This window comes from Rhodococcus pseudokoreensis (assembly GCF_017068395.1).
Taxonomy (GTDB): domain Bacteria; phylum Actinomycetota; class Actinomycetes; order Mycobacteriales; family Mycobacteriaceae; genus Rhodococcus_F; species Rhodococcus_F pseudokoreensis.
On sequence record NZ_CP070619.1, the window covers coordinates 8,465,957 to 8,490,567 of the forward strand.

28 protein-coding genes are annotated in these 24,611 nt (G+C 66.1%); 12 read left to right on the forward strand and 16 right to left on the reverse strand.

The features are described from left to right. Window positions 1-21 precede the first annotated feature (21 nt). The gene (locus JWS13_RS44045) at window positions 22-831 is read left to right on the forward strand and encodes an alpha/beta fold hydrolase (protein WP_206011342.1); all 810 of its coding nucleotides are present in this window, start codon (window positions 22-24) and stop codon (window positions 829-831) included. A 15-nt stretch (window positions 832-846) separates the two neighbouring features. Here the strand turns inward: JWS13_RS44045 and JWS13_RS44050 are convergent, their stop codons facing one another. Continuing rightward, on the reverse strand, window positions 847-1,881 hold the full coding sequence (locus JWS13_RS44050) for a Gfo/Idh/MocA family oxidoreductase (RefSeq protein WP_206011343.1): 1,035 nt from the start codon (window positions 1,879-1,881) through the stop codon (window positions 847-849). A gap of 490 nt (window positions 1,882-2,371) precedes the next feature. On the opposite strand from JWS13_RS44050, the gene JWS13_RS44055 reads away from it, so the two are divergent. From JWS13_RS44055 to JWS13_RS44075, 5 genes are all read left to right on the forward strand, one after another. After that, entirely contained in the window at window positions 2,372-2,764 is a 393-nt protein-coding gene (locus JWS13_RS44055; RefSeq protein WP_206011344.1) for a hypothetical protein, read from the forward strand. Next, entirely contained in the window at window positions 2,761-3,504 is a 744-nt protein-coding gene (locus JWS13_RS44060; protein WP_206011345.1) for an RES domain-containing protein, read from the forward strand. Before JWS13_RS44055 ends, JWS13_RS44060 begins: the two co-directional genes overlap by 4 nt. 598 nt (window positions 3,505-4,102) lie before the next feature. Further along, window positions 4,103-4,690: a hypothetical protein gene (locus tag JWS13_RS44065; protein WP_124393793.1), complete on the forward strand. Its 588-nt coding sequence runs from the start codon at window positions 4,103-4,105 to the stop codon at window positions 4,688-4,690. Further along, the gene (locus JWS13_RS44070) at window positions 4,687-5,208 is read left to right on the forward strand and encodes a hypothetical protein (protein WP_206011346.1); all 522 of its coding nucleotides are present in this window, start codon (window positions 4,687-4,689) and stop codon (window positions 5,206-5,208) included. The genes JWS13_RS44065 and JWS13_RS44070 overlap by 4 nt, the downstream gene beginning before the upstream one ends. A gap of 81 nt (window positions 5,209-5,289) precedes the next feature. Further along, window positions 5,290-5,901 carry a class I SAM-dependent methyltransferase gene (locus JWS13_RS44075; protein ID WP_241032549.1) on the forward strand — a complete coding sequence of 204 codons (612 nt, stop codon included), beginning with the start codon at window positions 5,290-5,292 and terminating at the stop codon, window positions 5,899-5,901. A gap of 3 nt (window positions 5,902-5,904) precedes the next feature. Here the strand turns inward: JWS13_RS44075 and JWS13_RS44080 are convergent, their stop codons facing one another. Then, window positions 5,905-6,225, reverse strand: a complete 321-nt coding sequence (locus JWS13_RS44080) for a hypothetical protein (protein WP_124393796.1) — start codon at window positions 6,223-6,225, stop codon at window positions 5,905-5,907. Between the two features lie 241 nt (window positions 6,226-6,466). Between JWS13_RS44080 and JWS13_RS44085 the strand changes: the two genes are divergently transcribed. The 3 genes from JWS13_RS44085 to JWS13_RS44095 are packed head-to-tail and all read left to right on the forward strand — an operon-like array spanning window position 6,467 to window position 8,475. Beyond that, window positions 6,467-7,174 (forward strand): SDR family NAD(P)-dependent oxidoreductase, encoded by a 708-nt coding sequence (locus tag JWS13_RS44085; RefSeq protein WP_206011348.1) that lies wholly within the window; start codon window positions 6,467-6,469, stop codon window positions 7,172-7,174. Continuing rightward, window positions 7,171-8,229: an S-adenosylmethionine:tRNA ribosyltransferase-isomerase gene (locus JWS13_RS44090; protein WP_206011349.1), complete on the forward strand. Its 1,059-nt coding sequence runs from the start codon at window positions 7,171-7,173 to the stop codon at window positions 8,227-8,229. Before JWS13_RS44085 ends, JWS13_RS44090 begins: the two co-directional genes overlap by 4 nt. Window positions 8,230-8,280: 51 nt before the next feature. Further along, on the forward strand, window positions 8,281-8,475 hold the full coding sequence (locus JWS13_RS44095) for a CsbD family protein (protein ID WP_206011350.1): 195 nt from the start codon (window positions 8,281-8,283) through the stop codon (window positions 8,473-8,475). Between the two features lie 30 nt (window positions 8,476-8,505). Here the strand turns inward: JWS13_RS44095 and JWS13_RS44100 are convergent, their stop codons facing one another. The 13 genes from JWS13_RS44100 to speB form a co-directional block, all read right to left on the reverse strand. Continuing rightward, complete coding sequence (locus tag JWS13_RS44100; protein ID WP_124393799.1) at window positions 8,506-8,838, reverse strand: gas vesicle protein K; 333 nt, start codon at window positions 8,836-8,838, stop codon at window positions 8,506-8,508. Continuing rightward, window positions 8,831-9,040, reverse strand: a complete 210-nt coding sequence (locus JWS13_RS44105) for a gas vesicle protein (protein WP_124393800.1) — start codon at window positions 9,038-9,040, stop codon at window positions 8,831-8,833. Before JWS13_RS44105 ends, JWS13_RS44100 begins: the two co-directional genes overlap by 8 nt. A 3-nt stretch (window positions 9,041-9,043) precedes the next feature. Next, on the reverse strand, window positions 9,044-9,823 hold the full coding sequence (locus JWS13_RS44110; RefSeq protein ID WP_206011351.1) for a GvpL/GvpF family gas vesicle protein: 780 nt from the start codon (window positions 9,821-9,823) through the stop codon (window positions 9,044-9,046). After that, window positions 9,810-10,217, reverse strand: a complete 408-nt coding sequence (locus tag JWS13_RS44115; RefSeq protein ID WP_124393802.1) for a gas vesicle protein — start codon at window positions 10,215-10,217, stop codon at window positions 9,810-9,812. The genes JWS13_RS44110 and JWS13_RS44115 overlap by 14 nt, the downstream gene beginning before the upstream one ends. Then, window positions 10,214-10,504 carry a gas vesicle protein GvpO gene (locus JWS13_RS44120; protein ID WP_206011352.1) on the reverse strand — a complete coding sequence of 97 codons (291 nt, stop codon included), beginning with the start codon at window positions 10,502-10,504 and terminating at the stop codon, window positions 10,214-10,216. The genes JWS13_RS44115 and JWS13_RS44120 overlap by 4 nt, the downstream gene beginning before the upstream one ends. Window positions 10,505-10,510: 6 nt before the next feature. Then, complete coding sequence (locus tag JWS13_RS44125; RefSeq protein WP_206011353.1) at window positions 10,511-10,762, reverse strand: gas vesicle protein GvpG; 252 nt, start codon at window positions 10,760-10,762, stop codon at window positions 10,511-10,513. 3 nt (window positions 10,763-10,765) lie between these two features. Beyond that, window positions 10,766-11,554: a GvpL/GvpF family gas vesicle protein gene (locus JWS13_RS44130; RefSeq protein WP_206011354.1), complete on the reverse strand. Its 789-nt coding sequence runs from the start codon at window positions 11,552-11,554 to the stop codon at window positions 10,766-10,768. Beyond that, complete coding sequence (gene gvpJ / locus JWS13_RS44135) at window positions 11,554-11,964, reverse strand: gas vesicle protein GvpJ (RefSeq protein WP_124393806.1); 411 nt, start codon at window positions 11,962-11,964, stop codon at window positions 11,554-11,556. Before gvpJ ends, JWS13_RS44130 begins: the two co-directional genes overlap by 1 nt. Then, a complete protein-coding gene (locus JWS13_RS44140) occupies window positions 11,961-13,139 on the reverse strand; it encodes an SRPBCC family protein (RefSeq protein WP_206011355.1) in 1,179 nt (392 codons plus the stop codon). Before JWS13_RS44140 ends, gvpJ begins: the two co-directional genes overlap by 4 nt. A gap of 5 nt (window positions 13,140-13,144) precedes the next feature. Continuing rightward, window positions 13,145-13,864, reverse strand: coding sequence for a hypothetical protein (locus JWS13_RS44145; RefSeq protein ID WP_206011356.1), 720 nt, complete (start codon window positions 13,862-13,864; stop codon window positions 13,145-13,147). 290 nt (window positions 13,865-14,154) lie between these two features. Continuing rightward, window positions 14,155-14,841, reverse strand: coding sequence for a hypothetical protein (locus JWS13_RS45805; RefSeq protein WP_225928213.1), 687 nt, complete (start codon window positions 14,839-14,841; stop codon window positions 14,155-14,157). Between the two features lie 722 nt (window positions 14,842-15,563). Then, window positions 15,564-17,039 (reverse strand): sodium:solute symporter family protein, encoded by a 1,476-nt coding sequence (locus JWS13_RS44155; RefSeq protein ID WP_206011357.1) that lies wholly within the window; start codon window positions 17,037-17,039, stop codon window positions 15,564-15,566. A 175-nt stretch (window positions 17,040-17,214) separates the two neighbouring features. Further along, entirely contained in the window at window positions 17,215-18,180 is a 966-nt protein-coding gene (speB, locus tag JWS13_RS44160; RefSeq protein ID WP_206011949.1) for an agmatinase, read from the reverse strand. A gap of 657 nt (window positions 18,181-18,837) precedes the next feature. On the opposite strand from speB, the gene JWS13_RS44165 reads away from it, so the two are divergent. Continuing rightward, window positions 18,838-20,340 (forward strand): helix-turn-helix domain-containing protein, encoded by a 1,503-nt coding sequence (locus JWS13_RS44165; protein ID WP_206011358.1) that lies wholly within the window; start codon window positions 18,838-18,840, stop codon window positions 20,338-20,340. A gap of 487 nt (window positions 20,341-20,827) precedes the next feature. Here the strand turns inward: JWS13_RS44165 and JWS13_RS44170 are convergent, their stop codons facing one another. Continuing rightward, the gene (locus JWS13_RS44170) at window positions 20,828-21,874 is read right to left on the reverse strand and encodes a cupin domain-containing protein (protein WP_206011359.1); all 1,047 of its coding nucleotides are present in this window, start codon (window positions 21,872-21,874) and stop codon (window positions 20,828-20,830) included. 283 nt (window positions 21,875-22,157) lie between these two features. Here JWS13_RS44170 and JWS13_RS44175 point away from each other — a divergent pair, with 283 nt between their 5' ends. Next, window positions 22,158-23,429, forward strand: coding sequence for a serine hydrolase domain-containing protein (locus tag JWS13_RS44175; protein ID WP_241032628.1), 1,272 nt, complete (start codon window positions 22,158-22,160; stop codon window positions 23,427-23,429). A 41-nt stretch (window positions 23,430-23,470) separates the two neighbouring features. Further along, complete coding sequence (locus JWS13_RS44180; protein WP_206011361.1) at window positions 23,471-24,520, forward strand: sigma-70 family RNA polymerase sigma factor; 1,050 nt, start codon at window positions 23,471-23,473, stop codon at window positions 24,518-24,520. Window positions 24,521-24,611: the final 91 nt, after the last annotated feature.

Here is a 24,611-nt window from a genome sequence, read left to right on the forward strand (position 1 = left end):
AGGAGGGCGACGGGAGACGCAGTGCCATCCATCGAATCCGGCGGGGCTCGAATCGACTACACCGTGCACGGTAACGGCGGCCGGTCCTCGTCGACCGTGATCTTGCTGGCGGGGTTCAAAGCGCCCGCCACCTCGTGGCGGTATCAGATCGCGTCGCTGATCCGGTCCGGCCACCGCGTCGTCGCCGTGGATCTTCCGGGCCACGGGACCGCACCTGCCATGTCGCACGGAACGACGATGCAGACACGGGCCGACCACGTGCACGCGCTCCTCGACGAACTCGACCTGCAGGATGCGGCGATGATCGGTGGCTCGATGGGCGGGAATACGATCTGGTCGTACGTCGACACGTACGGCACGGGGCGGCTTCGCGCCGCGGTCGTGGTCGATCAGACGCCGACGATGCTCAACACACCGGACTGGGAATACGGGTTCTACGGCTACGGACCGGACGAGGTAGACACGTACTTTGCGGACGGAATTCCCTCGACCGGCCACGGCACCCCGATCTGGAAGCGCGGCATGCGGTTGGTCCGCTTCGTCGCCGCGATGGGCCGCGTCGACTGGAAACTGTCGCAACCGGAACTCGCTCTGTTGAACGACCACGCGAAACGCGATTGGCGTCCGACGATCCGTTCGAGCGACCTTCCCGTGCTTTTCGTCGCTGGTTCCGAGAGCGAATTCTGGCCGTCGGCACACGCGGAGGCGGCCGCGGCCTTGGCTCCGAAGGGGGCGTCGACCGTCATCCCGCGGGCGGGCCACGCGACGAACATGGAGCGACCGGATCCGTTCAACACGGCTGTCGCCGAATTCCTCTCCGCAGCAAGCTGAGCCGCGCGCCGCCGGTCAGTCGACGGGTGGCACGACGACCGTGCGGCCGGTTTCGGCAGCCTCGCGTGCCGCCGCCAGCACTGCGATGGTGCCGAGTGCGGTGCGAGCCGGAACCGGCTGCGGACCGGTACCGGCGACTGCGGCCGCGAACTCGGTGTAGTAGTCCTGATACGCACCCCGCTGCGACGGGATCGTTTCCGGTCCTTCCGCCGTGTGCAGGACACCCCACCGCTCCGGTCGTTCGAGACCCCACCCGGCGGGATCGTCGACGGGCCGCGTCCCCGCGAACAGGGCCTGCGCCTGGACGTCCGTGCCGTCCGCCACATAGCTGCCGGCACTGCCGAACGCCCGCAGCCGACGTCCCTCCAGATGGTTGACCTTGGTCGACGAGACGGTCGAATAGACACCACTGCGGTGGGTGATGTTGACGACGAAGCCGGCGTCGGTGCGTCCCTCCGGCCGGTCGACGTAATCGAGGTGTGCGTCGACCCGATCGGCCGGACCGAACAACCACAGCACCTGGTCGACGACGTGTGCGCCGATGTCCCGCAACAACCCGCCGGTCGGGCCTGCTTCGAGGGTGTCGGCACCGTCCTGGTCGAAATGCGACTCGACACGCCAGATGTCGCCGAGTCGTGGCAGCACCGACTTCAGCGTGCGGATGTCGGCGTCGTATCGACGGTTGTGAAAGACACCGAGCAGCACCCCGGCTTCGTCGCCGGCGGCGATCAACTCGCGGGCCGTCGTGACATCAGGCGCGAACGGCTTGTCCGCGACCACGTGCACACCCCGCCCGACCGCCTCGAGCACGAGTTCGCGTCGCGTCTGCGGTGGAGTGGTGATGGTGACGGCATCGACACCGGAATCGACGAGTTCGCCCAGGCTCGCGAACACCGGCACTCCGGGGAAGTCGGCGGCGGCCTGGGCTGCGCGCTCGGCGGACCGGGTCACGATGCCGCCCAGCGTGATCCCCTCGGCGGCTTCGATGAACGGCGCGTGGAAATACCGGCCGCCGAGGCCGTACCCGACAATTCCAATCTTTACGGTCATGCCGCGAGTCTATGTTAAGACATTCGTACAATCTAGTGGACTGCGAACCTCGGCGCCACGAGCACCGCCAGCACGACTGGCGGAAGCATGCACTCCCACTACCGCTTTCCCTCCACCGTCACCGGCGAGGCCAGGAATGGAGTGCCCTTACGGCGACTTGTTCGAGGGCCTTCTCCGGGAGGCCGCGGGCGGGGGTCGGACTTCGCGAACGTCACGCACCTGACGGCCGGCCGCTTCTCCGCGCCCCACCGGGACACCTCGATCGGGGACGAGGTGGGAAGACGAGGTGGGAAACTGTACTGCGGCGGTGGAGCGGGGATGGCCGGCACCAGTGCGCCGGTCAGGTAGCCGATCGCCCGGTGCCGAGGACCAGCGGCAAGTTCCACAACGAGCGGCGCAGCCCGGGCAGTGGGGGTGATAGTGGTCAGCGGTATGGGAGTATGGACGGCACTGAGTTTGTGATTTACCATGTGATTAGGAGGTGGATTTGATGACTGCCGCACACCCACGACCCGACCTCGCCGCGTACAACGACGCTGCCCGTATGACACAATCGCAGCTGGTCACGGAGCTGCGGGGACTGCTCGGCGCCAAGCTGGTCGCGTACCTCGGGAAGGTCAAGGAAACCCGGGCCGTCCGGCAATGGGCCGAGGGCACCCGCACCATCAACAACGAAATCGATGTCGAACGACTCCGCATCGCCTACCGTGCCGCCAGGCTGATCGCCGAGCGTGACACCCCTGCCGTGGCGCAGACCTGGTTCCAGGGCCTGAACCCGATCCTCGACGACCAACCACCGGCGCTGATGCTGCGCGAAGGCGACCTCAACGACGTCGGACCGAAGGTCCTCGCAGCGGCACGTCAGTTTGCGGCGGTCGGATGAGCGAACCCACCCGCGAACTGACCCCCACCCCACGCGGCCCGGTCTGCTGCGTCCACGTCCAGGGCGCCGCCGCCTACCGGGTCGGCTACCCACCGACCTCCTGGGAGTGGACCCCGTGGGTGTACGCCACCGACGGCCGGTTCACCGGCCGATGGGACGACCCGGCCGGAGTGTGGCGAACCCTGTACATTGGCGCGACCCGCCTCGCCTGCTATCTCGAAGTCCTCGCTTACGCACGCAAGAGCGACGAGCTCAGCGTGGCACTCGACGAGATCGTCGACAACGACGGCGGCGAGTGGCCCACCATCGCGCCGGGGCGGGTACCGCGGTCGTGGATGGCGGCCCGCGTCACCGGGAGCGGAGTGATCAGCGGGTGGTTCGTCGTTCCCGGCGACACCGAAACGATGGCGACGTTGCGGACCATCTTCCGTGCGCACGCGATCCGGCTCGGGCTCGCCGACCTCGACACCGCCGCGATCCGTGACGGCCGGCCGCGCGCCCTGACCCAGGCGATCTCACAATGGATCAGCACCCTCACCGACCCGGACAATGAGCCGGTGGCCGGGATCCAGTTCGACTCCCGGCACGGTGACAATCTCGCGCTGTGGGCGCTGTACGAACGCCCGGGCGACGGGGCTGTCGGCAGCAAGGTCACCCCACTTGATTTCGGTCCCGTCCGCAAGGACGATCGCGACCTGATCGAAGCGATGCGACTGCACAACCTGGTCTGGGACGACTGAGTCCCCAGGCGGCACCGTCGCTTTCGGACATCAACACGTGTCGGGGCTCGAGCTGGATTCGCCCACACCCTGCACACCTGATGCGCATTCTGTTGTGCCACACAGCAGTGCTCGCCTCCTCGCCGACGGTCTGCTCGAGACGGTCGACCATGCGAGTGACTCTAGGGCACAGAAAAGACTGCGCAACAGATGAATCGGGGCTGCCTGAACGGCAGCGGCACCGCTTTCGCGGTGCCGCTGAATCTTGACGAACCGAGTCCGCACCGGGGTGGCGCGCTCGCGGGCCGTGATGAACGACATGACCTCCTCGTCCCCCTGCCGACGATGTCGGTACATGGGCCGGTGACGTGCCTCGGCGAGGTCGTCGAGAACCAACCATGGGAAGCGGTCGAGGGCGGCAGCGACCTCGGCGACACGCGCTCGTTCCGACTGGCGTTTGCGCTACCGGTCCGCCAGGTCCGACCCCCCGCGAAGCACACCGAGGACCATGGCACAGACCGCGGTGATCATTCCGTGCCCCTTCTCGCAGCCGCGGACCGGCGCCGTTTTCGAATGAGCCGTCGGGGTACACGGTCGAGGGACGAGGAGGTCTGAGGAGATGCCTGTTTGGGGATGGATCTTGATTGCGGTGCTCGTCGTGATCGCGGTGCTGGCGATCATCGCTTCCCGCTCGATCAGCAGTCGCAAGAGGACGGAAAGGCTGAAAGGACGGTTCGGCCCCGAATACGAGCGGACGGTAGGTGAGGTGGGCGACCAAAGTGCCGCCGAGAAGGAACTCGCCGCCCGCGAACGAAAGCGGGAGAAGCTCGACATCGTCCCGTTGCCACCCGAGGCGCGAGCGAAGTACGCCGATTCGTGGCGGACGGTTCAGATCGAGTTCGTCGACAACCCGTCGAGCGCGGTCGCCGCTGCGGACCGGCTCGTGATCCACGTCATGCGCGAACGTGGCTACCCGATCGACGACTTCGATCAGCGGGCGGCCGACATTTCGGTGGACCACCCGAAGGTCGTCGAGAACTACCGCACGGCGCACGGCATCTATCTCGCGCAGGAGCAGGGCGAGATCGGTACGGAGCAGCAGCGGGAGGCGTTCGTGCACTACCGCGAGCTTTTCGAGAAGTTGCTCGAGACGGATGAGAACAAAGACGAGCCGAACAAGGACAAGCCGAAGGAGACACGCGCATGACAACCCCACACGGGCAACCCGAGGGCGCCAGCCCGACCGGGAGTGTCGAAACGTCCACCGAGGCCCCGGCCTCGGCGACCGAGGGAACCGGATCACCCACGGGAGCAGCCGAATCTGCTCCCGAGGCTGCCGCCGCGCGGCCCGAGGCGGCCCAGCGGTCGGCGGAGGTCCCGGACTCGGCGGGGGAAGCCCGACCCGCGTCGGCCGAGGGATCCCAACCGCCCGCACAGAACGCCGACACGTCGGGCGGGCAGGCACTTTTCGCCGAGGACGAACTTTCGGTTCTGCGCCTGCGCTGGGACGAGGTTCAGTCGGGCTTCGTCGACGATCCCCGAGAGTGCGTACAGAAGGCGGACGGCCTCGTGTCCGACGTCGTCGACCGGATCACGACCGGATTCTCGGATGCTCGTTCGCGGCTCGAAGAGCAGTGGGCCCGAGGCGAAGAGGGCTCGACGGAGGACCTTCGTCTCGCGCTGAAGCGCTATCGCGAGTTCTTCCAGCGACTGCTTGAACTCTGAGCGAAACAGGTGATGTCGGAGCGATCAGGACCTCTCGCAGACGATCCGTACAGCGGTCGGGAACCCACCAGCCACGAGCGGATGACGGGCGTGCCGTGGGACGAGTCGTACCACGAGGGCCGTGCGCCCTGGGATATCGACGGACCCCAGCCGGCGATCGTGCGGGTAGCGTCCGAGGGCGGATTCGCCGGAGCGGTCCTCGACGCGGGCTGCGGAACGGGCGAGAACGCTCTTCACGTCGCCGCGCTGGGACTGTCGGTTGTGGGTGTGGACGTGGCCGAGACAGCGCTGGCGATCGCGCGGGCGAAGGCTGAGGATCGCCGGATCGAGATCGAGTTCACCGCCGCCGACGCGCTCCGCCTGGAAACGCTGGGACGCAGGTTCGCGACGGTACTGGACTGCGGACTGTTCCACACGTTCGACGCCGGCGAGCGGACCGGTTACGTGGCGAGTCTGGCCTCGGTGACCGAACCTGACGGGACCCTGTACGTGCTGTGCTTCAGCGACGACGGCCCCGATGCCGGTCCGCACCCCGTCAGCCGGGAGGAGTTGAGCGCGGCCTTCAACCCCGGATCCGGATGGAACATTACAGCCATCCAACCAGACCGGATTCACACGCGATTCCACGGCGGCGACGGCGCACCGGCCTGGCTCGCGACCGTCACGCGGATCTGGACAGCGTTTTCGGATTAGACGTTATTCGGCGTTGCCAGTCGGGAAGTACACCGATCCGTCACTGCCGACGCAGCCGCCCTGGACGGGGCCGGGTCCGAAATAGGCGCCGTTGACCGAACCGGCGCCACCGGAGGAATTCGATCCGACGCCGGCTCCCGCGACGCCGACCGCCCCACAGGTGTAGCTGTTCGAGTCGCCCGGCTCACTCTCCACCTGAACCTGGGTGCCGGGAGTCTTCGGATCCCCGTGGAGGTTCGGTGCTGCGGCCGCGATACCGGGTGCGGCGAAGGCGGCGAATGCAGCGGCTGCTGCGATCGCCGAGCGCACTGCGACTGTGTTCATGCGAAGTCACTCTCGATTCGGTCGGCGCCGGGTTCGGCTCGCAGGCTTCCAGGCGGGTCGTGGCACGTGGCGCATTCGTCTCACGGTAGGGACTCATTATCGTCCGTTGGACCCCGGAATCCCACCCCTCGGTGCGGGCGCCCCGCAGCTGGACCGGCCCCGCAGGACAGCGGCCCTTGACATCAAGTGGACTTCAGGTTTCAGGATGGTGCCAGAAGTCACTGGAGGCAAGGAGTCTGCGATGAACGGCACCAGAACGGCGCTGATCACTGGGGGATCGGCGGGATTGGGACGGGCGAGCACACTCGCGCTCGCGGAGCGCGGCTGGGAGGTGATCGTCACCGGACGGCGGGTCGAACCGCTCGATCGGGTCGCCTCGCGGGGGATCACCATCACCGCCATCCCCGGTGACGTGACGGATCCGCGGCATCGCGACCGCATCGCCGAGGTGATCGCGGCGCGGGGCCGACTGGACCTGCTCCTGAACAACGCCAGCGCGCTCGGCCCCAGCCCGATGCCCGCGCTGACCCGGTACCCGGAGGACGCACTGGCGCAGGTCTTCGCGACGAACGTGCTGGCCCCGATCGCGTTGATCGCCAAGCTGATCGGGCAGGTCCGGGCCGCGGACGGCTCCGTGATCAACGTTTCGTCGGACGCCGCGGTCGAGGCCTATGCGGGCTGGGGTGGCTACGGTGCGGCGAAGGCGGCGCTCGATCACGCGACCGCGGTTCTGGCACTCGAGGAACCCGACCTCGCGGTCTATGCGTTCGATCCCGGCGACATGCGCACGGCGATGCACCAGGCGGCGTTCCCCGGCGAGGACATCTCGGATCGGCCCGAGCCGGAGACCGTGGTCCCGGCCCTGCTGAGGCTGCTCGATACGAGACCACCCAGCGGCCGGTACCGTGCATCCGACTTTGCGGCTGCCGGCACGGGAGTGTCGTCGTGACCCGGGCAGGCAGTCACTCGGTGACCGAATTCCGGTTCGTCCTGCCGCAGCGGTTGGAGGCGAGCGGCCCGCCGGAGGAGCGGGGCGTGCTGCGCGACTCGGTCAAGTTGCTCGTGTCCGATCGGGGTGCTTTGGTGCACAGCGCTTTTCGCGAACTTCCGCGCTTTCTCCGGCCTGGTGATGTGGTGGTGGTGAACGCGTCGGCGACGCTGGCCGCGGCAGTGGACGGCACCGTCGACACGGTGGGACCGGTGGTCGTGCACTTCTCCACCGAACTCGAGGGCGGGGACTGGGCGGTCGAGGTTCGAGCGCCGGGTCCGGTATCGGGAGCCCTCGATTCGGTCGGGGCGGGAAGGCGGATCGGTCTGCCGCGAGGCGCCGTTGCGACACTCAGGGAGCCCTGGCCCCGTGGTTCGTCCCGGCTGTGGCGGGCCTCGGTCGAGGGCGTCGCGGACGTAGCGACGGAACTGCTCGCCACCGCGGGCCGTCCGATCACGTACGCGTACGTCCACGAGCGCTGGCCGCTGTCCTATTACCAGACGATATTCGGCCGCACCGGTGGGAGCGCCGAGATGGCCAGCGCCGCGCGGCCGTTCACGCATCCGATGGTGACCGATCTCGCGACCTCGGGGGTGGTAACGGCGCCGATCCTGTTGCACACGGGTGTGTCCTCGCCCGAGCGTGGGGAGCCGCCGATCCCCGAGCGGTACGAGGTGCCCGAGCACACCGCGCGGCTGATCAATGATCGCCGCGCTGCGGGCGGCCGCGTGATCGCGGTCGGCACCACGGTGACCAGGGCACTCGAGACCCGGGCAACGCCGGACGGGCTGGCGGTGGCGGGCGCGGGCTGGACGAACCTGGTGTTGAGCGCGGCGCGGCCGGCCCGCGTGGTGGAGGGGCTGATCACGGGTTGGCACGCGCCCGGGGCCTCCCACCTGATGCTGCTCGAATCGGTGGTGGGCGCGGCGGCCGTCCGACGCGCCTACGACGAGGCACTCGCACACGGATATCTGTGGCACGAGTTCGGGGACAGCGCGCTGTTGCTGCGTGATTGAAACCGGTGACGCTGGGCAATCGGGAGTGACAGCAGAGGACAGGACGGCGTCATGAACATGGGAAAGAAGATCCGCCACAAGGTCGAAACCGCCGAGGGCGCCGCAAAGAAGGCGGTCGGCAGGGCCACCGGCGACGCCCACCTCGAAGCAGAGGGGAGCAAAGAGCAGGCCAGGGGCAATGCCAAGCAGATGGGCGACAAGGTCAAGGACGCGGGAAAGAAGATCAAGAACGCCCTCAAACACTGACCGACATCATCGACGCTCGGTGAGTCCGGCCTATTCGTTCGACAGCAGCGGCCCCAGTGGTCCGAGGTCGATGTTCAGGTCCTCGGGTGTGAGATCGAAATGATCACGCAACTCCGCCATGCGTTCCTCGAGCAGCATGAGCGTCGTGCCGATGCGTTCGATCTGGTCGTCGCTGAGGTCGCCGTGCTCGACTCGGCGCAGCGCCTGCCGTTCCATCAACTGCCGTAGTAGCTCGACGATCGTCAGGACGAGGGTGACCAGGCCCTTCTCGACTGATTCGGGATCCGCGTCGATCCGCTGCGGCAGTACCCGGCGACCGATGTCGCTCGGAGCATCCGAATTGACGGGCTCGGGCTCAGCCATCGGCGGAATCCTGCTCGGCCGGATCCGGGACGAGTGCGCTCACCGACGCGATGAGCGTGCGCAGGGAGATGCGGACCATGTCGACGTCGGCGAGTGACAGCGTGATCTCACCGGTGATGACGACACCACCGCCCAGCACCCGATCGAGTAGGTCGACGAGCGCGATGCGGCGGGTGTCGTCCGCGGGAACCATCTCGCTCATGGCTCACCCATCGATTCCGGCGAACGAATACGGAGGCCACGGTCCGGTCAATTCCAATGTGATGCCCGGACGTTCGGCGTCGAGTGCGGTGACGAGTGCGGTGAAACCGTCGACCCGATCGTTGTCGACGAGGTAGGTGCCGTTGAAGATCATCCAGGCCCGCCTACCGGTCAGCACCGGGTCGGTGACCTGCCGGCGCACCCCGTCGACGGCCTGATCCAGGAGCGCAGCGTGAATTTCTCCCGCGTGGCCGGCCGCCTTGCGTTCCACGTCCTGCTGCGCGCTCAACTCCGCACGGCGGCGCAGCAGATACGCGGTTCCCTTCCCTGTCGCGCCGGTCGAGGACGGCTCCTCTTTCACGTCCTGCGACAGAAGCTTCGCGTCTCCGTATCCCTTGACGCCCCATTCGCTCCGACCGGTCACCCGGCGCAACGTCGCACCGAACTCCTCCTGTCGCTCGGTGAGGAGGAGGCGGACGCGATCGTCGTCGAGGTAGAGCGTCGCCAATCGCAACGGAACGGTGGGGCCGTTGCGCAACACGGCCGCCACCACGGCGTCGTGTGCTCTCGCGGTGGCGGCCAGCCAGTCGAGGTCCTCGAGTTTGCGTTGCAGAGGTTCCTGCCCGAATTCGCCGAGACTCACCGTCCCCACCACCGCGACCAGACCCGACGACGTCACCGCCCGGACCGGCTCGCCTGCCACGCCGGTGACCCCGGCGAGTTGCGCGTCGCCGATACTGTCGGTGGTGATGCTGTAGAGCCAGACACCGTCATCCGCTGTCATCGTCGCGCTCCTGACGCCTCGCCTCCACCTCGACTGTGTCGGCGGCCTCGACCGCAGGACGAACCGACCTGTCGGACTCGAGTTCGGCGATCCGCTCCCGCAACTTCCGGTTCTCGAGTTCGATGTCGCTGTTCTTGCCGGTCAGCCAGGGGTCGTTCTCCCACCAGTTGATCCCGACCTCTTTCGCGGTTTCCAGTGAGGCGATCACCAGTCGCACCTTGATGGTGAGCAGTTCGATGTCGAGCAGGTTGACCTGGATGTCGCCGGCGATCACGAGACCCTTGTCGAGTACCCGCTCGAGGATCTCGCCGAGATTCGTCGACTGGTGCCCACCGCCGAATCCGCCGCCCGAACTCTGCGGAAGGTTGCTCGTACCGCCGCCGGCGACCGTCATGACTGCGCGCTTCCTCTGTCACCGACACCGCGGATGTAGCGGCGGGTTCTGCGGTAGGACAACAGTTCTCCATCCAAGTCCAGTACCACCTCGTACAACGCGAGCATGTCCGTCGACGACGGGATCCGACGATCCTCGACCACCTCCACCTCCACCGTCCAGCCGTCGTCGGTGGGCATGACCGATGTGGCACCGAGCGGTTTCTTGCCGGTCAACTTCGCGATGTCACGAGTTGCGAGCTCCGCGATCTCCGGCGCAGGCAACGGAGGCGGCTCCTCTTCTGCCATCGACTGTCACTCCTTCTCCGGGCTGCTGGGCCGTGCCGTTCCGGTCATGCGGTCGAGGATGGCCTGCTGTGCCTCTTCCTCCTCCTCGGCGGAGATCTCACCGGCCGCACGGGCGTCCTCCAACTCCTCGAGCGCGCGGCGCGCGCTCGCGGGATTGTGGAGTTCCTCCTCGACCTGTCGCTGGATCAACTCGGCCAGTGAGATCACCCCACGAACGGGGGCGAGCGGCAGCGTGGCGATGAACGACAGCAGGCCCATCGGTCAGCCCTCCGGCTTCTGCGTCACCACGAAGTCGTAGGCGGCGAGAGGTCCGAGCAGGCGCATCTCGACCCGGCCGTCCCACCGTTCGGCCAGGTCTCCCACCGCCTTCTCGAGCTCTTCCTGTCGTGCGACCTCGACGAGGACGGCGACCTGCGCGGCCTCCTCCTCATGGGTCGGTTCCCGGACGTTGACCGAGTCGGACAGCGACTGGAGCGCCTCGACCACCGTGCGTGTGTCTTCGTCCCGTTTGGCCTCGATGCCGTTGCTGACGATCTCGCCCAGCGCCATCCGGGCGTCGCGGGTGGTCTCCTCGGGCTGATCACGGATCGCGCCGACCAGTTCGCCCGCTTGCTGGTTCTCCTCGATTATCTCCCGGAGGATCGCGTCCTCGACGTACCGCCCCTTCACGACGTACTGCGCTCGACCCTCGAGTTCTTTCAACGCTGCGGCGAACTCCTCGGCGTGTGCCTCGAGCAGTTCCTTCTCGACGGCCTCCTCGTCGGTCATGACCGCCCCGAAACGAAGCGGCAGTACCGGTGCCACACCCGACGTACCGTCCAGGAGGTGTGCGTGCGCCTGGAGATCCTCGGGTTTTCCGAGTGGCCGGTCCACGGAGATCTCGCTGACGAGCGCGGCGATGTCGCCGTGTGTGACGATGGCGACCGATCCGTCACACACGCCGACCGCGTCTTCTTCCGCTTCCACGTCCGCAGGCACGATGCCGTACACGTAGATGCCGCTGGTGCGCGGCTCCTCGGGCGCGTCGTTGGACTCTTTTGACGTAGACATCACTTGTCCCCTCGAGTGGACTTGCGCGAAACCCGCTCGCGCTCAGGTTCTTCCTGCCCGCCGCCGAGGAAGTCGCCGAGTTTCTCACCCGCCGACTCGATCGCGCCCTTGGTCTTCGATTTGGCGCCACCCTCGGTGACGTCGCCGACCAGGTCTGTCAGACCCTTCGGCTCGCCACTGCCGATCTCGAGCCGGTTCACGGCCTCCGCGAACCGCAGGTAGGTGTCGACACTGGCGACGACGACGCGTGCATCGATGGTCAGCAGTTCGATACCGACCAGTGACACCCGCACGTAGGCATCGATGACGAGCCCTTTGTCGAGGATGGTGTCGATGACGTCGGCGAGGCTACTGGAGCTGGGGCCGCCGCTGACTCCGCCGCCACCTCCCGCCGGTTGTATTGCCGTCATTGCCGCGCTCCTTGGCGCGAGCCGGCGGCTTTCTTGGCCGCAGTCTTGCGCGGGCGACCCCGCCGCTTCGGGGCAGCCTTGTCCTCGGAACTCGCAGCGGTCTTGCGTGGGCGACCTCGGCGCGCTCGCGGGGGTGCTTCCTCTTCCTCTTCCTCGTCGGTGTCGTCTTCATTCGTGTCCTCGGACTCGGCTTCGTCAGTTTCCTCGGGCTCTTCCTGCTCCGACTCGTCCTGCTCAGGCTCCTCGTCTTCGGCTTCTTCGGCTTCGTCAGTTTCCTCGAGCTCGTCCTGCTCGGGCTCGTTGTTCTCGTCCTGCTCGGACTCGTCGGGCTCGACCACCTCGCCGTCACGGATCTCCCCGCGCCAGCCGACCACCTCGTCGGGATGGAGAACGGACTGCGTCATGACGTGGCGGCCAAAGTGCTTCAACTCCAGTCGCGCTCGTCGTCCTTGCGCGCGCCACAGGTTGCCCGTTTTCTCGAACAGGCCCTTCGGGTGATACTCGAGGATGAGAACGATGCGGGTGAGATCGGGAGTCACCTCGTGGAACGTCACCGCGCCGTCGACATATCCTTTTGCACCCTTCGAGTGCCACACGATCCGCTCGTCGGGAACCTGCTCGATGATCGACGCCTCCCAGGTCCGATGCGACAGGAACACCTGTGCCTTCCACTCGAGCTTCTCGTCCGCTTCCTGCTCCACCCGCTCGACCTTTTTCATGAAGGAGGGGAAGTCGGCGAACTGGGTCCACTGGTTGTAGGCGAGCTGGACCGGGACCCCGACATCGAGCGTTTCGACGATGTTGGTCAGCTTGAGCTTCTTGCCTTTGCTGCCACCACCACCACCACCACCGGTGACGGCCTCCTTGACGTCGGAAGCGGTGTCCTTGACCTTTTCCTTGGCGCTCTGCCAGCCACCGCTCACCGCCGACTTGATCGGTGATTCACCCTCGGCCAGTTTCTCGGAACCGGTCACGGCGGCGAGCAGCCCTCCGCCACCACCCTCGGCGTAGTCGGTGAGCCTGCCCGAAGCGTTCTGCACCTTGTCGGAGACCGACGTGAGCGCTTTCTCCGTCACCGTGCCGACCAGCTTCTGCAATGCGTCCTGCAGCACGCCCGACGACCCGCCGCCGTCTCCCGGTGCGGCCTCTCTCAGTTTCTTTGCAGCGTTCGTCATCGTGCTCACCGCCCGCCGCGCCGGACGGGCGCGGAATTAGTCGTGGCTTTGGCCCGGGTCCTGCGGCCGCGGGTCGGGGCTTCCTCGTCGTCTTCGTCGTCCTCGTCGGATTTCGCGCTGCGTGACCTGCTTGTCGGCCGTGAGCTGCCGTTGCTGGACGCGCGCCGACGTGCGGCGGGGCGCTTGCGCGGAGCAGGTTCCTCCTCGTCGGAGGCTTCGTCCTCGTCGGGTTCGGGCTCCTCGTAGTCCTCGTCTTCCTCGGCGTACTGTTCGTCCGGCTCTTCGTCGACTTCGGATTCGTCGTACTCCTCGTCCTCGGACCGACCGCGTCGCTTGCGACCGAGTTTTCCGAGACTGCTGAGTTTGCCGACCGACTTACCGACACCACCCACAGTGTCGTCGACCGTGTCGCCCACGTCGCTGACGGCTTCGCCGCCGCCGGACAGAATCCGGTTGTTGAGCTGGTTGATGCGCTGGCTTGCGGCAGTGACCGCCGCCGCCTTCGCAGCGCTGACCAGCTCTTGTCGAACCGAATCGCTGATCTTGGCGAACTCGGGAGAATTCGCGAGCACCTTCGTGCCGCGTTCCAATAAATCGCGTGGCCCGCCGGGGAAGCGTCCGGTCGCACCCGCAGCCGCGAGCATCAGTGCCATTTTCATCCTGTGTGTTCGGCCCAGCATGTAACCCGCGCCGACGGCCAACGCCACCTGACCTTTGGTTTTCATCGTCGAACCCCTTTACCGAGTAGTCGCCGGCGCACCTCTCGCCAACTTCGGCAATGTGTCGCAGGACCGTCCTCGGTAATGTGTCGCAATACCGTGCGCGGTAAGGGGGCGCCGTCTCCCGACTACCCCAGCGGCAGGACGCTCAACCAGCGGCAGAAAAGTCGGTTCGGCCGACCTGCCGCGGCGAACGCTTCCCACACATCCCGGTAGGCGGAGACGGGATCGACGCATCGCTGTCGTAGTTCGAGACTGATTCAGCTGCAATGCTTTCCGTGTGCAAGGTGGAAATATCACCGGCTGGCGGCTCGTACCGCCGCGACGATCACCGCGACGAGGAGCGCCAGCAGAAGAATTACGAGCAGTACCGGTCCGAGCAGAAGTGCGACGAGGAGAAGGAGAACAAGGCCGACCTTGGCTTTGCCGCTCAAACCGGACATCAGCGCTTTGATCGCGGCCCACACCGGATTCTTACCTGTCAGCGCGGCGCGAATGCCCTCGAGTCCGGCGCCGGCCCCGGCGTTGCTGTGTATCACCTCGTGGACGAGCGACGCCAGCCATTTCTTGAATTTCTGCCGGAGATTCTGCGCCTCCTTCTCGCCGCGGTCCCGCAGTGCGTCGACGAGGCGGCCAACCTGGTCCTGCAGCCACTCGGTGACGTCCCCGAAGTCCGGCGTAACCGGATCGGGCAGGCGCGTGCGACCGCCGCCAGAGGATCCGGTGTGGGCCGGTCCGCGGGACCCCTTGTCCCGGGGATGCTTCCGGGCCGCCGGCTTCGTGACGGGTTCGGTGCGGGTATCCGTACGCTTCGGCCGGGCCGTCGTCGTGGTCCGTCGGGGAAGGCCGTGCCGCGACCCGGCCGAAGTCGATGTCGACGTTGCCGGCCGCCTGGGCGGCAGTGGTTGCCTCCGCGGCAGCCGTCCCGGGGGTGCGTCGGCGAGCGCCGTCGACCCTGTCGTCGTCCTCTCTCGTGCGCCCATATACCCCAATTACCCTCGGAGAATTTCTTGAAACCGGCGCGGATCGGCGGCGGCCCGGGTACCTGTCGGTGCCGCTGCTCTGCGCATGGCCGCCCACAGTGAGAACGTCACTTACGCCCGCCGCTGCGTGTGCTCTTGCGGATCGGTGCTGGTCGTCAGCGGTCCGAGTGTCGGCTTACGCGTTGCCGATATTGGCGTGGTGAGTGACGCCGTTTCCGCGGCGACGTGGGGTGGGGCGGGGTATCGCGTGGACGGCGGCGCTGCCACCGAGTAGCAGCTTTGATTGTTGATCGTGCACCGGTCTGCGGGCGCGCATGGTGTTGAGGGCTGGCCGAGTGCCCGTCCCCATCAGTCGAGCGGGTCTGGGTTGGGCCAGTGGGTCGGATCGTCACGTAGTGACGAGCATGTACGCGGGTCCTCGTCCTCGGATCGTCGCTCCGGTCCGGCGTCGACCAGGGCTCGCCGCAGGGCCCGTACTGGCTGGTGGCGATGTCGGTGTCTTGCCTGGGCAAGTCGTTCGCCGGAGCGGCGGCAGAGCGTGGGGCTGCGGCGGGATGTCGGGACAGCTGCGGCGGAATGTGGTCTCGAGTACGAAGGCTTCCGTGTCCAGGGTCCGTCGTCGGGTGATGCCTGGAGCATCACCCAACGACGGTCGCGTGAGCGATGCGACACTGCACGGGGGTGCGGCACAAGAACTGCGAAGTGACCGGGGCGATCTTCCGCTAGACGGTGGCGGGCTCTTCTGGCTCGCTACGTTCTTTCGGACGTCCTGTCGATCGACTGGTCCATTCCCGCAGCACGTGGTCGGGTGTGGACGCGGTGAAGATGCTGACTGCGATGAACGTTGCGAGTGAGGTGACGAGGCCGTAGTACACCGGCTCGTTTGCCAAAATATTCCCAACGATGGCCATGGTTGTGACCGTTGCTATGGCGCCCACGAGCATGGATGCGAGCGCGGCGGTACCGGTAGCTCGTTTCCAGACGAGTCCGCCGAGAATGGGTACCAGCAGCCCGCCCACCAGGATGTCGTACGCGATGGTGATGGCGGCGACGACATCCCGGATCATCGCGGCGAGGAGGACGGCTATAACTCCGGTGGCGAGGACGTACAGCCGGTTTCCTCGGACGTCGGCTTCTGGGTCGAGGTCGGATGCCGGCGTCGGCTGTGCTGTGAACAGTGAGCGTAGGAGCGGGGCGACGTCCTGGCGGCATACGGTTGCGGTGGCGATGAGGGCACCTGAGGCTGTCGACATCATTGCGGCGACGGCGGCAGCGAGGACGAGCCCGCTGATGCCGACGGGCAGTATGCTCTTGGCGATGTCGGCATAGACGTCATCCGACGCTTCAATTCCTGGGAGAAGCGCTGCGCCTGCGGTCCCGATGAGTGCTCCGGCGACGCCGTAGAGGAGGCAGTAGCAGCCGGCTGCAGTACCGCCCCATCGGGCGACTTGCGGTGAGCGGGCGGTAAAGACGCGCTGCCAGATGTCCTGGCCGATGAGGATTCCGAAGGTATAGACGACGAAGTAGGTGACGATCGTGGCCCCGCCGATGGCGCCGAGGTCGAATGCCTGATTTCCGAGTCGGTCGACGATGCCGTCGTATCCTCCGGCCTTGTTCCAGGTGATCGGAAGCATGAGGGCGAAGATGCCCAGGGTCTTGACGACGAATTGCACCATGTCGGTGAGGGTGATTGCCCACATACCTCCGAGGGAGGAGTAGCAGACGACGATGGCTCCGCCGAGAACGACCGAGTAGATCTGGCCGAAGCCGAAGAGCACCGAGAAGATTGTCGAATAGGCGATGGTCGAGCTGACGGTGAGCATCAAGGTGTATGCGGCCATCACGATTCCGGAAGCACCGGCGCCGTCAATTCCGTATCGGAGTTTCAGCATTCCGGAGACCGTGTAGACGCGGAGTCTCTGGATGCGGGGTGCGAAAAGGAGGCTCAGTATCAGCACGCCGACCGAGATCGAGACGACTAACCACATTCCGGACATCCCGTATTTGTAGCCGAGTCCGACGCCGCCGACCGTGGAGGCGCCGCCGATGACGACGGCACCCATGGTGCTGGTGTAGAGGATCGGTCCGAGTCGTCTTCCTGCGACGAGGTAGTCGGAGGAGTTGTGGGAGCGGCGTTTTCCCCACCAGCCGAATGCCAGCATGGCACCCAGGTAGATGACGATTATTGCTATGTCCATTTAATTTCCCGTCGTGTGTTTGGTGTCAGAAGTCGTTCGGATCGGTCCGCTGAATCGGGGGTGAGCCGACTCGGTGCATCATTGAAAGTAAAGTGCAACAGCTCCTTTACCGTCAGGCCGAGAGGGCGTTGCGGGCGTCCTGCCGCGAATCACCGAGTGGTGCGCGGCGTTGGTGTCATGGTCGCTTCGCGAGCAGCGAGACGAACTCGTAGGCCAGATTGGCTGCTGCGACTCCGGTGATCTCGGCGTGGTCGTATGCCGGGGATACTTCGACGATGTCGGCTCCGACCAGGTTGAGGCCATCGAATCCGCGGACGATGTCGAGAAGTTCACGGCTGGTCATGCCGCCGGCTTCGGGTGTCCCGGTCGCGGGGGCGTGGGCGGGGTCGAGGACGTCGATGTCGACAGACACGTACAAGGGTGTTTCTCCGATGGTGTTTCGGAGCTGCTCGATGATGGCGTCGATGGGGCGGCGCTGGAACTCTCGGCAATGAATGATCTGGAAGCCGAGTTCCGCGTCGGCGGCCAGGTCGTTCGAGGAGTACAGGGAGCCGCGGATCCCGACGTGGGCGCTGTGGCCGTGCACGAACAGCCCGTCTTCGGCGGCCCGTCGGAACGGGGTGCCGTGGGTGAGGGGTGTGTCGAAGTACGTATCCCAGGTGTCGAGGTGTGCATCGAAGTGCACGAGTGCGACTGGGCCGTGCACCCGGTTGACGGCCTTGAGTAGTGGGTAGGCGATGGTGTGGTCGCCGCCGAGCGTGACGAGTGTGGCACCGTTCCGGATCAGCTCGTAGGCGTTGTGCTCGATCTGGGTGATTGCGGCCTCGATATCGAATGGGTTGAATGCGATGTCACCTGCATCGGCGACCTGCTGGTGGGCGAAGGGTTCGACGTCGAGGGCGGGGTTGTAGGGGCGCAGCAATCGGGAGGATTGGCGGATGTGCGCGGGTCCGAACCGGGCGCCGGGGCGATAGGTCACTCCGGTGTCGAAGGGGACGCCGACGACTGCGACGTCGTGGCGGGGGACGTCTTCGATTCGGGGGAGTCGCGCGAAGGTGGAGTGCCCGGCGTATCGGGGGATGCTCAGCCCGTCGACCTGACCGACGGGTGTGGTGGTGCTGGAGCGGGTGGAGTTTGTCATGCTCGTCATTGGGGTGTTCCTCCATTGGTCTGAATTATGTATCCGGTTATGGCACCGAGGTTCTCGTGCACCGACGGCGCGGGGCTACGGCGTTTTCGTCTGGCTGGCCTCTGCGGCCAAGGGATCTCTTGGGTGTATCGGGTGTGCAATCCCGCCGGAGAGGCCGAACAGGGAGATGGTGGATCCCCGTGAGTAGGCAGCTGTGGTCCAAGCTCACGTGGTCTTCCGCACGTGATGAACCCTCCGAGAGACACTGCTGGCGCGCGTCCACTGCGAGGGTTCTCCGACGACCATCGTTACCGCCCCAGGATTCGACGGCATTATCGGAGATGCCCAAAGAATAGTGCGGCGCAGTGGAGAACGAGCGGACGCGCGACGGTTACCTAAAGGGTGCGATCAGCTCGGCGTCGACGCTGGCCGTGATGTTGGCGAACGAAAGGTGACGCGCGTGCGTCGGCGTGGGTGTGTTCGTGTCGAGGGGGTGCCTGTCACGGCCTGTGTGGATCTGCGGTTGGTCCAATTCCACGGTGGTGCTCCTCACAAATCCTGGTGAGGCAACTATGGTCGGGAAACGACCACTCGGGAATACTCGAAGAGTATAGATCTCGACCAGCGGTTTGTATGATCATCTAACACACCGGAGAGTGGAGACACCCCATGGGACCGAGCCTCGGCGACCTGCTGGAGATGCCCCACCTGCGCCTCGAACTTCGGGCCGGCAGTGGCGGCGCCGGGAAACGAGTGATGTGGGCGCAGACCTCTGACCTGGACAAGCCGTGGGAATGGATGACCGGCGGCGAACTGTTGATGAAGAATGGCCGCACCCTGCCGCCCAATGCGCCGGAGCAGGTGGCGCTGTTGGAAGGTCTCGCCGCGAACGGCATCAGCGGTCTCGTGCTCGGTGTCGACCCTGCGACCCCCGCTCTCGATCCCGCAGCCATTGCCGCGGCGGATTCGTTGCCGTTGCCCATCGTGTTCGCTCCCTATTCGGTCGGGTTTGCCGCCATCGGGCGGGCGGTCGCAGACGCCAATGCAGCCGACGAGGGCCGGCGTTTAGCGGTGACCGAGCGCGTCTACACGATGATTCGGCGCTCGGTCACCCAGCCGGTGAGTGCGGGGGCGTTGAAACCGCTCGCCCGCGACCTTGCATGCAAGCTCGCCGTCCTCGATGCCGAGTCGGGGGATCCGGTGCTACACAGTCCCGAGGCGGTACCTGAAGCGCTCCGCCAGGCGTTGCTGGAGGAAGTCCGCCGGCGAAACGGCGCGCTGCCCGGCGTGGTACATCTCGCCGCCGGCGAAATGCGCGCCCAAGTCGTGGAAGTCCCCGACGAAGAACCGACCGTCCTACTGACCTACGCTCATCGCGCCTCGCCGCCGGACCTTGTCCTGCTTCAACACATCGCCACGGCAGCAGCGGTGCTGATCGCTCAGCAAGGAATCCGACGTGAACACGAACGCCGAGTGGGAGCTGAACTGCTGGCGCATCTCCTCGATCACCGGCTCGACGCGGACGAGGCGGCCCGCCAACTATCCGAGCGCGGACTGCCGGCGGACGACTGCGTCGTCGTCGCAGCACGCGGAGGCAGCGAAACCGGCGAGGAACACCTGCACCTGAGTTTCGACCGCCGCAAGATCAACAACCTTCTGCTGCGACGATCCGGCGTCCTCTACGCACTACTCCCGGCATCCGACGATGCACTCGACGTGCTGACCCGGCGACTGGGCCCTGGCGCGCTGATCGGTGTCAGTGACCCGCTCGTCTCACCCCTGCGCGCCCCGGCGGCCGCCCGTGAGGCGAACTGGGCCGTGCGCGATGCGGTGAACGCACCCGGTCGGGTCAGTAGATACGCCGATGCCACCCTGCTGTCGGTGTTACGGGACACCGAAGAAGCGCAGGTCGTGGTTGACCGTGTTCTCGGTCCCCTGCTTCGCTACGACGCCGATCACGGGACCGAGTTGACGAGGACTCTCGACATCTTCCTCACGTGCGACCGATCGTGGCAGCAGGCCTCTGCTGCGACCGGCGTCCATCGCCAAACGGTGGTCTATCGAATGCGCCGAGTCGAGGAAATAACCGGCCGGACTCTCTCCGCGACCGCTCACCTCACCGAGCTCTGGTTGGCACTGCGGGCGCGTGATCTCTTGACCGCGCCGGGATGAGACCACGTCCACCTCTGTCAATCGGACATGAACCTGACTGGCAACGACGCACCTTCTCGGCCTTCCCTTCCCGGCCCATCACGGGTGAGGCGTCCGCAGGATGCGTGACGTGGGTTCCGGTTGCTGGTGGTACTTCATAGCACTGTCTCCGATTCGGGTGTCGCTGAGTAACTGAGCGAGCCCTCGAGCCGGCGCCCGACCGTAACCTTGATCTTCACTTACGAGGTTGATCCGCGGAAGTGCTGGTGCACTAGTGTATTTGCCCGGAGAATCTCCGGACCGGCACAGATGACTTCGTGATCCAATATGGAGGACTCGGGCCGTTCAGCAACCCGGCGATGTTTGTCGCAGGACAACGACGGATCGATGTCGCGGTCGAATTGGACGTATCTCAACAGACAAATCGAGCGGCGCGGTCACTAACCTCCGTCAGATCGGCCACGACCCGAAGGTGGCGCGTGGCGTGGGTAGCGGATCGGGGAGCGGGTTAACCGCGTTCGTCGAGCGGGTTTTTTCGGGTGACGATGAGCGGGTCGGCGGGGGTGAACGGGAAGATCGGCAGGTCGGCGATGTGGGTGTCGAACGTGGCGGCGAGGACTTCGCGCGAGTACGCGCTGACCGACGCGCGGTATCCGATGTCACCGGGCGTCGGCTGGTCGAAGAAAATCAGAAAATGGATGTCGTCGGACCCGACGACCTCGATGTGATGGGGGTACGCGCGGGGAATGAAATACACGTCCCCCTGCTCGAGATACCAGGTGTCGAGGGAGCCGTCCGGGTCCATGACCGTCATCCGCGCCGATCCGCGGCGCACATAACCCATTTCGGCGGTGATCGGATGCCAGTGCGGTTCCCGCATTCCGTCCTCCCGGATCCGCAGGGAGTACATCGACAGATCTTTCAGGGCGGGCCAGAACTGGACGCGTGCGAGGTGGGCGGAGCCGACAGCGAGGCTGATGACCGGATTCTGCTCCTCGACGGCGAACTTGTGACCATCCGAGAATATCGCCGCCGACGGCACCACGGGATCGCCGATTCGGGCCGCCAGGGCGCGGTCCGCGGTGTTGCGTCGGAGAACGGCGAAGTCGGAGGCGTCGAGATCGTAGGTGTTGCCGAGGACGGCATCGGTCATCGCACCGAACGCCGCTCCGAGACCGAAGTCCTCGGGGCGCTCGCTCCGGAAGGCGATGATGAATTCCGCGACCTCGTCGCCGATGTTCTCGATGTGGTGCAGCGATCCGGAATCGATGTGGAACATCTCCCCGGCGCCGACTGTGAAGGTCGAGAACACGCTGCCGGTGTCGAGCACGGAGACGAGCGACGTACCGGACAGGCAATAGGTGAGTTCGTTCGCGTTGGCGTGCCAGTGCGGGGTGCGCATCGCTCCGGGATTGATCAACACCCGCTTGATTGACAGGCCTCGCAGGATCGGGAAGGTGTCCGCTGTCACCCGGGTGATCGAGCCGAGGTCGGAGTGTTCGACGATCTCGCCGTCGGTCAACGAGGTGCTGTGAATGCTGCGTCGCGTGCTCATGAATATGCCTTCCGTGTCGGACGGTTACCTGGGGACGGCAGTTCGCGCATACAGGTAGCAGTATGTCGTTCCGCCGTGAAATGTTCCGGTGATCGCGACGGAGTGGGTGGGCTCCCGGGCTAGGATTCGACGGAGGCCTGCCAGCTGGTGCCGCCCATCGGCGCGGTACTCGAACCATGGCGCCGAGGCGGTGATGGTTATGAGGCATTCCCAGGCGGAGTACATCGGGCACCCGCGAACTGCAGTGGGTCGGTTCCGCGCACTGCGCGCCACCCGGCTCGCTGTGCTCGCGGCGTGCGGCGCACTCGTGATCGCGGGGTGCTCACCCACGTCCGAGCCGACCGCCGAGAATGCTTCACCGCCTGCCGCGACGACGGCGACGGCTGCTTCGGGTTCGGCGCTCAATTCCATCGATCCGGCCGCATTTCAGGCCGCGGTCGACGCCGCCGCCGAAGAGCTGTCGATCCCCGGCGCGGTGGTGCAGCTCCGCACCCCGCAGGGAACCTTCGACGCGGTGGTCGGCACCACGGAACTGGGCGCGGACACACCGCCGGATGCGCAGACCCATTTCCGGATCGCCTCCAACACCAAAACCTTGACGGCGGCGCTGACGGTCCTGCTGGACCAGGACGGCAAGCTCCGGTTCAGCGACCCGGTGTCGACCTACGTCGCCGACGTGCCCAATGGCGAGAACATCACCATCACACAGCTGTTGACGATGCGTAGCGGGCTGTACAACTACACGAATGCGCCCGAGTTGGCGGCGACGTTGGACAGCGACCCGTCGAAGGCCTGGACGCCTCAGGAGGTCCTGGACATCGCGTTCAGCCGGCCGCCGGACTTCCCACCCGGCACGTCGTACGAATACAGCAACACCAACTACGCGTTGCTGGGTCTGGTCGCCGAGAAGGTCGGCGGTCGACCGCTGGGCGAGCAGTTCCAGGAACGGTTGCTCGGGCCGCTCGGGCTGAACCAGACCTCGCTTCCCGCCGCCGACGATACGGCGATCCCGGACCGGTATTCACACGGTTACATGTACGGCGGATCGGCCTACGCCCTGGTGGACGAGCCGTATCCCGCCGACATGCAGGCCGCCGCGCGGGCGGGGAAACTGCAGCCCCTCGACTACACCAACCAGAATTCGTCCTACGCCACCGCCGCCGGGGGCGCCATCTCCACGGCGGAAAACCTGGCTGCATGGATCCGGGCGCTGGTATCCGGCGAGGTATTGAATCCGGACTACCAGCAACAGTGGCGGGACAGTCTGCAACCCGAGGACCCGGACGCACCCGATGGGCAGCAATACGGTTACGGGATCAGTTACCAGCGTTTCGGGCCGAACGCGTCGATGTATTACCACGGCGGTGAGCTGCCGGGCTTCAACTCGTTCATCGGATACGACCCGGACAACGATGTCACGCTCGTGATCTGGGCGAATCTGACCCTGTCGCCCGAGGGCAAGACCACCGCGAACGCGTTGCTGCCCACCGTTCTCGACGAGATCTACGCAGGAATGTCGCTGGCGCCCACACCCGCTCCGACCCCCACGAGGTGATGCGCGGTACACGGGTCGCCGGTGGGGCAGAATCATCGTTTGTGAGCGACAACTCCGTTCGAACACCGCACGCGTCGGTAGAAGCCGAGGATCCCGACCTGGCCAGAGCCCGGGACGGAGACGACGCCGCGTTCACACGTCTGGTCGGACCGTTGCGCCGCGAACTGCACGCCCATTGCTATCGCATGCTCGGCTCCAGCCACGATGCCGACGACGCCCTGCAGGACGCGCTGCTGCGGGCGTGGCGCGGTTTCGCGAAATTCGAAGGCCGCAGCGCACTGCGCTCCTGGCTGTACACCGTCACGACGCGCACCTGCCTGGACGCCGTCGAATCGCGTGGTAAGAGGGCCCTCCCCGTCGACCTCGGTCCCTCCAGTGATCGCGCCGTCGTCGGCGACGTCCCGCTCACCGAGGTGGCGTGGCTGGGTCCCTACGCCGATGCGGGACTGGCCGCCGGTGCGGCGGGGCCGGCCGCCCGCTACGAGCAGCGCGAGTCCGTCGAACTGGCATTCGTTGCGGCACTACAACATCTGCCGGGCAATCAGCGGGCCGCCCTCCTGCTCTTCGAGGTCCTGGGGTTCTCCGCCGCCGAGATCGCCGCCGCCATGGACACGACGACGGCGTCGGTGAACAGCGCGCTGCAGCGGGCCCGGGCGATCGTCGCGGAGAAGATTCCGTCGATGACCCAATCGCAAACGTTGCGCGAGATCGACGACGCGCGTCTGCGAGCCCTGGTCGCTGGGTACTCCACCGCGCTGGAACGCGGTGACGCCGATGCTCTGGTCGCTCTCCTGACGGAGGACGTCACCTGGTCGATGCCGCCGATGGCGCACTGGTACCGCGGTCTGGCCGCGGTCACGGATTTCGCGGTCCGGGTCCCGCTCACGGGATGCGGTTCGTGGCGCCACCTGCCGGTCGGAGCCAACGGTCAGCCCGCCGTGGCCTTCTACCTGTGGGACGAGGGCGCCGGCACCCACCTCCGCTGGTCGATCACGGTGTTGACCCTGCGCGGCACCAAGATCGCGGAACTGACCTCGTTCATCGGTCCGGAGCACTTCGAGCAGTTCGGTCTGCCTGAATTCTTGCCGTGACCTGCGCTCGCGGTGACCGACTGCGCCGCGGTGACACCACGATGGCACATCGATCCCCGACCGAGTCTTGCGATGGTGCCATTGTGATGCC

What these genes read in the sequence shown, in the direction of transcription:
- JWS13_RS44060 (WP_206011345.1), top strand. Translation starts at nt 2,761, where the DNA reads ATGAGCGAACCCACCCGCGAACTGACCCCCACCCCACGCGGCCCGGTC.
- JWS13_RS44070 (WP_206011346.1), top strand. Translation starts at nt 4,687, where the DNA reads ATGACAACCCCACACGGGCAACCCGAGGGCGCCAGCCCGACCGGGAGT.
- JWS13_RS45805 (WP_225928213.1), bottom strand. Translation starts at nt 14,841, where the DNA reads ATGGGCGCACGAGAGAGGACGACGACAGGGTCGACGGCGCTCGCCGAC.
- JWS13_RS44050 (WP_206011343.1), bottom strand. Translation starts at nt 1,881, where the DNA reads ATGACCGTAAAGATTGGAATTGTCGGGTACGGCCTCGGCGGCCGGTAT.
- JWS13_RS44145 (WP_206011356.1), bottom strand. Translation starts at nt 13,864, where the DNA reads ATGAAAACCAAAGGTCAGGTGGCGTTGGCCGTCGGCGCGGGTTACATG.
- JWS13_RS44130 (WP_206011354.1), bottom strand. Translation starts at nt 11,554, where the DNA reads ATGTCTACGTCAAAAGAGTCCAACGACGCGCCCGAGGAGCCGCGCACC.
- JWS13_RS44095 (WP_206011350.1), top strand. Translation starts at nt 8,281, where the DNA reads ATGAACATGGGAAAGAAGATCCGCCACAAGGTCGAAACCGCCGAGGGC.
- gvpJ (WP_124393806.1), bottom strand. Translation starts at nt 11,964, where the DNA reads ATGACGGCAATACAACCGGCGGGAGGTGGCGGCGGAGTCAGCGGCGGC.
- JWS13_RS44080 (WP_124393796.1), bottom strand. Translation starts at nt 6,225, where the DNA reads ATGAACACAGTCGCAGTGCGCTCGGCGATCGCAGCAGCCGCTGCATTC.
- speB (WP_206011949.1), bottom strand. Translation starts at nt 18,180, where the DNA reads ATGACAAACTCCACCCGCTCCAGCACCACCACACCCGTCGGTCAGGTC.
- JWS13_RS44075 (WP_241032549.1), top strand. Translation starts at nt 5,290, where the DNA reads ATGACGGGCGTGCCGTGGGACGAGTCGTACCACGAGGGCCGTGCGCCC.
- JWS13_RS44115 (WP_124393802.1), bottom strand. Translation starts at nt 10,217, where the DNA reads ATGACGGTCGCCGGCGGCGGTACGAGCAACCTTCCGCAGAGTTCGGGC.
- JWS13_RS44140 (WP_206011355.1), bottom strand. Translation starts at nt 13,139, where the DNA reads ATGACGAACGCTGCAAAGAAACTGAGAGAGGCCGCACCGGGAGACGGC.
- JWS13_RS44110 (WP_206011351.1), bottom strand. Translation starts at nt 9,823, where the DNA reads ATGACAGCGGATGACGGTGTCTGGCTCTACAGCATCACCACCGACAGT.
- JWS13_RS44120 (WP_206011352.1), bottom strand. Translation starts at nt 10,504, where the DNA reads ATGGCAGAAGAGGAGCCGCCTCCGTTGCCTGCGCCGGAGATCGCGGAG.
- JWS13_RS44085 (WP_206011348.1), top strand. Translation starts at nt 6,467, where the DNA reads ATGAACGGCACCAGAACGGCGCTGATCACTGGGGGATCGGCGGGATTG.
- JWS13_RS44165 (WP_206011358.1), top strand. Translation starts at nt 18,838, where the DNA reads ATGGGACCGAGCCTCGGCGACCTGCTGGAGATGCCCCACCTGCGCCTC.
- JWS13_RS44125 (WP_206011353.1), bottom strand. Translation starts at nt 10,762, where the DNA reads ATGGGCCTGCTGTCGTTCATCGCCACGCTGCCGCTCGCCCCCGTTCGT.
- JWS13_RS44170 (WP_206011359.1), bottom strand. Translation starts at nt 21,874, where the DNA reads ATGAGCACGCGACGCAGCATTCACAGCACCTCGTTGACCGACGGCGAG.
- JWS13_RS44155 (WP_206011357.1), bottom strand. Translation starts at nt 17,039, where the DNA reads ATGGACATAGCAATAATCGTCATCTACCTGGGTGCCATGCTGGCATTC.
- JWS13_RS44100 (WP_124393799.1), bottom strand. Translation starts at nt 8,838, where the DNA reads ATGGCTGAGCCCGAGCCCGTCAATTCGGATGCTCCGAGCGACATCGGT.
- JWS13_RS44065 (WP_124393793.1), top strand. Translation starts at nt 4,103, where the DNA reads ATGCCTGTTTGGGGATGGATCTTGATTGCGGTGCTCGTCGTGATCGCG.
- JWS13_RS44055 (WP_206011344.1), top strand. Translation starts at nt 2,372, where the DNA reads ATGACTGCCGCACACCCACGACCCGACCTCGCCGCGTACAACGACGCT.
- JWS13_RS44105 (WP_124393800.1), bottom strand. Translation starts at nt 9,040, where the DNA reads ATGAGCGAGATGGTTCCCGCGGACGACACCCGCCGCATCGCGCTCGTC.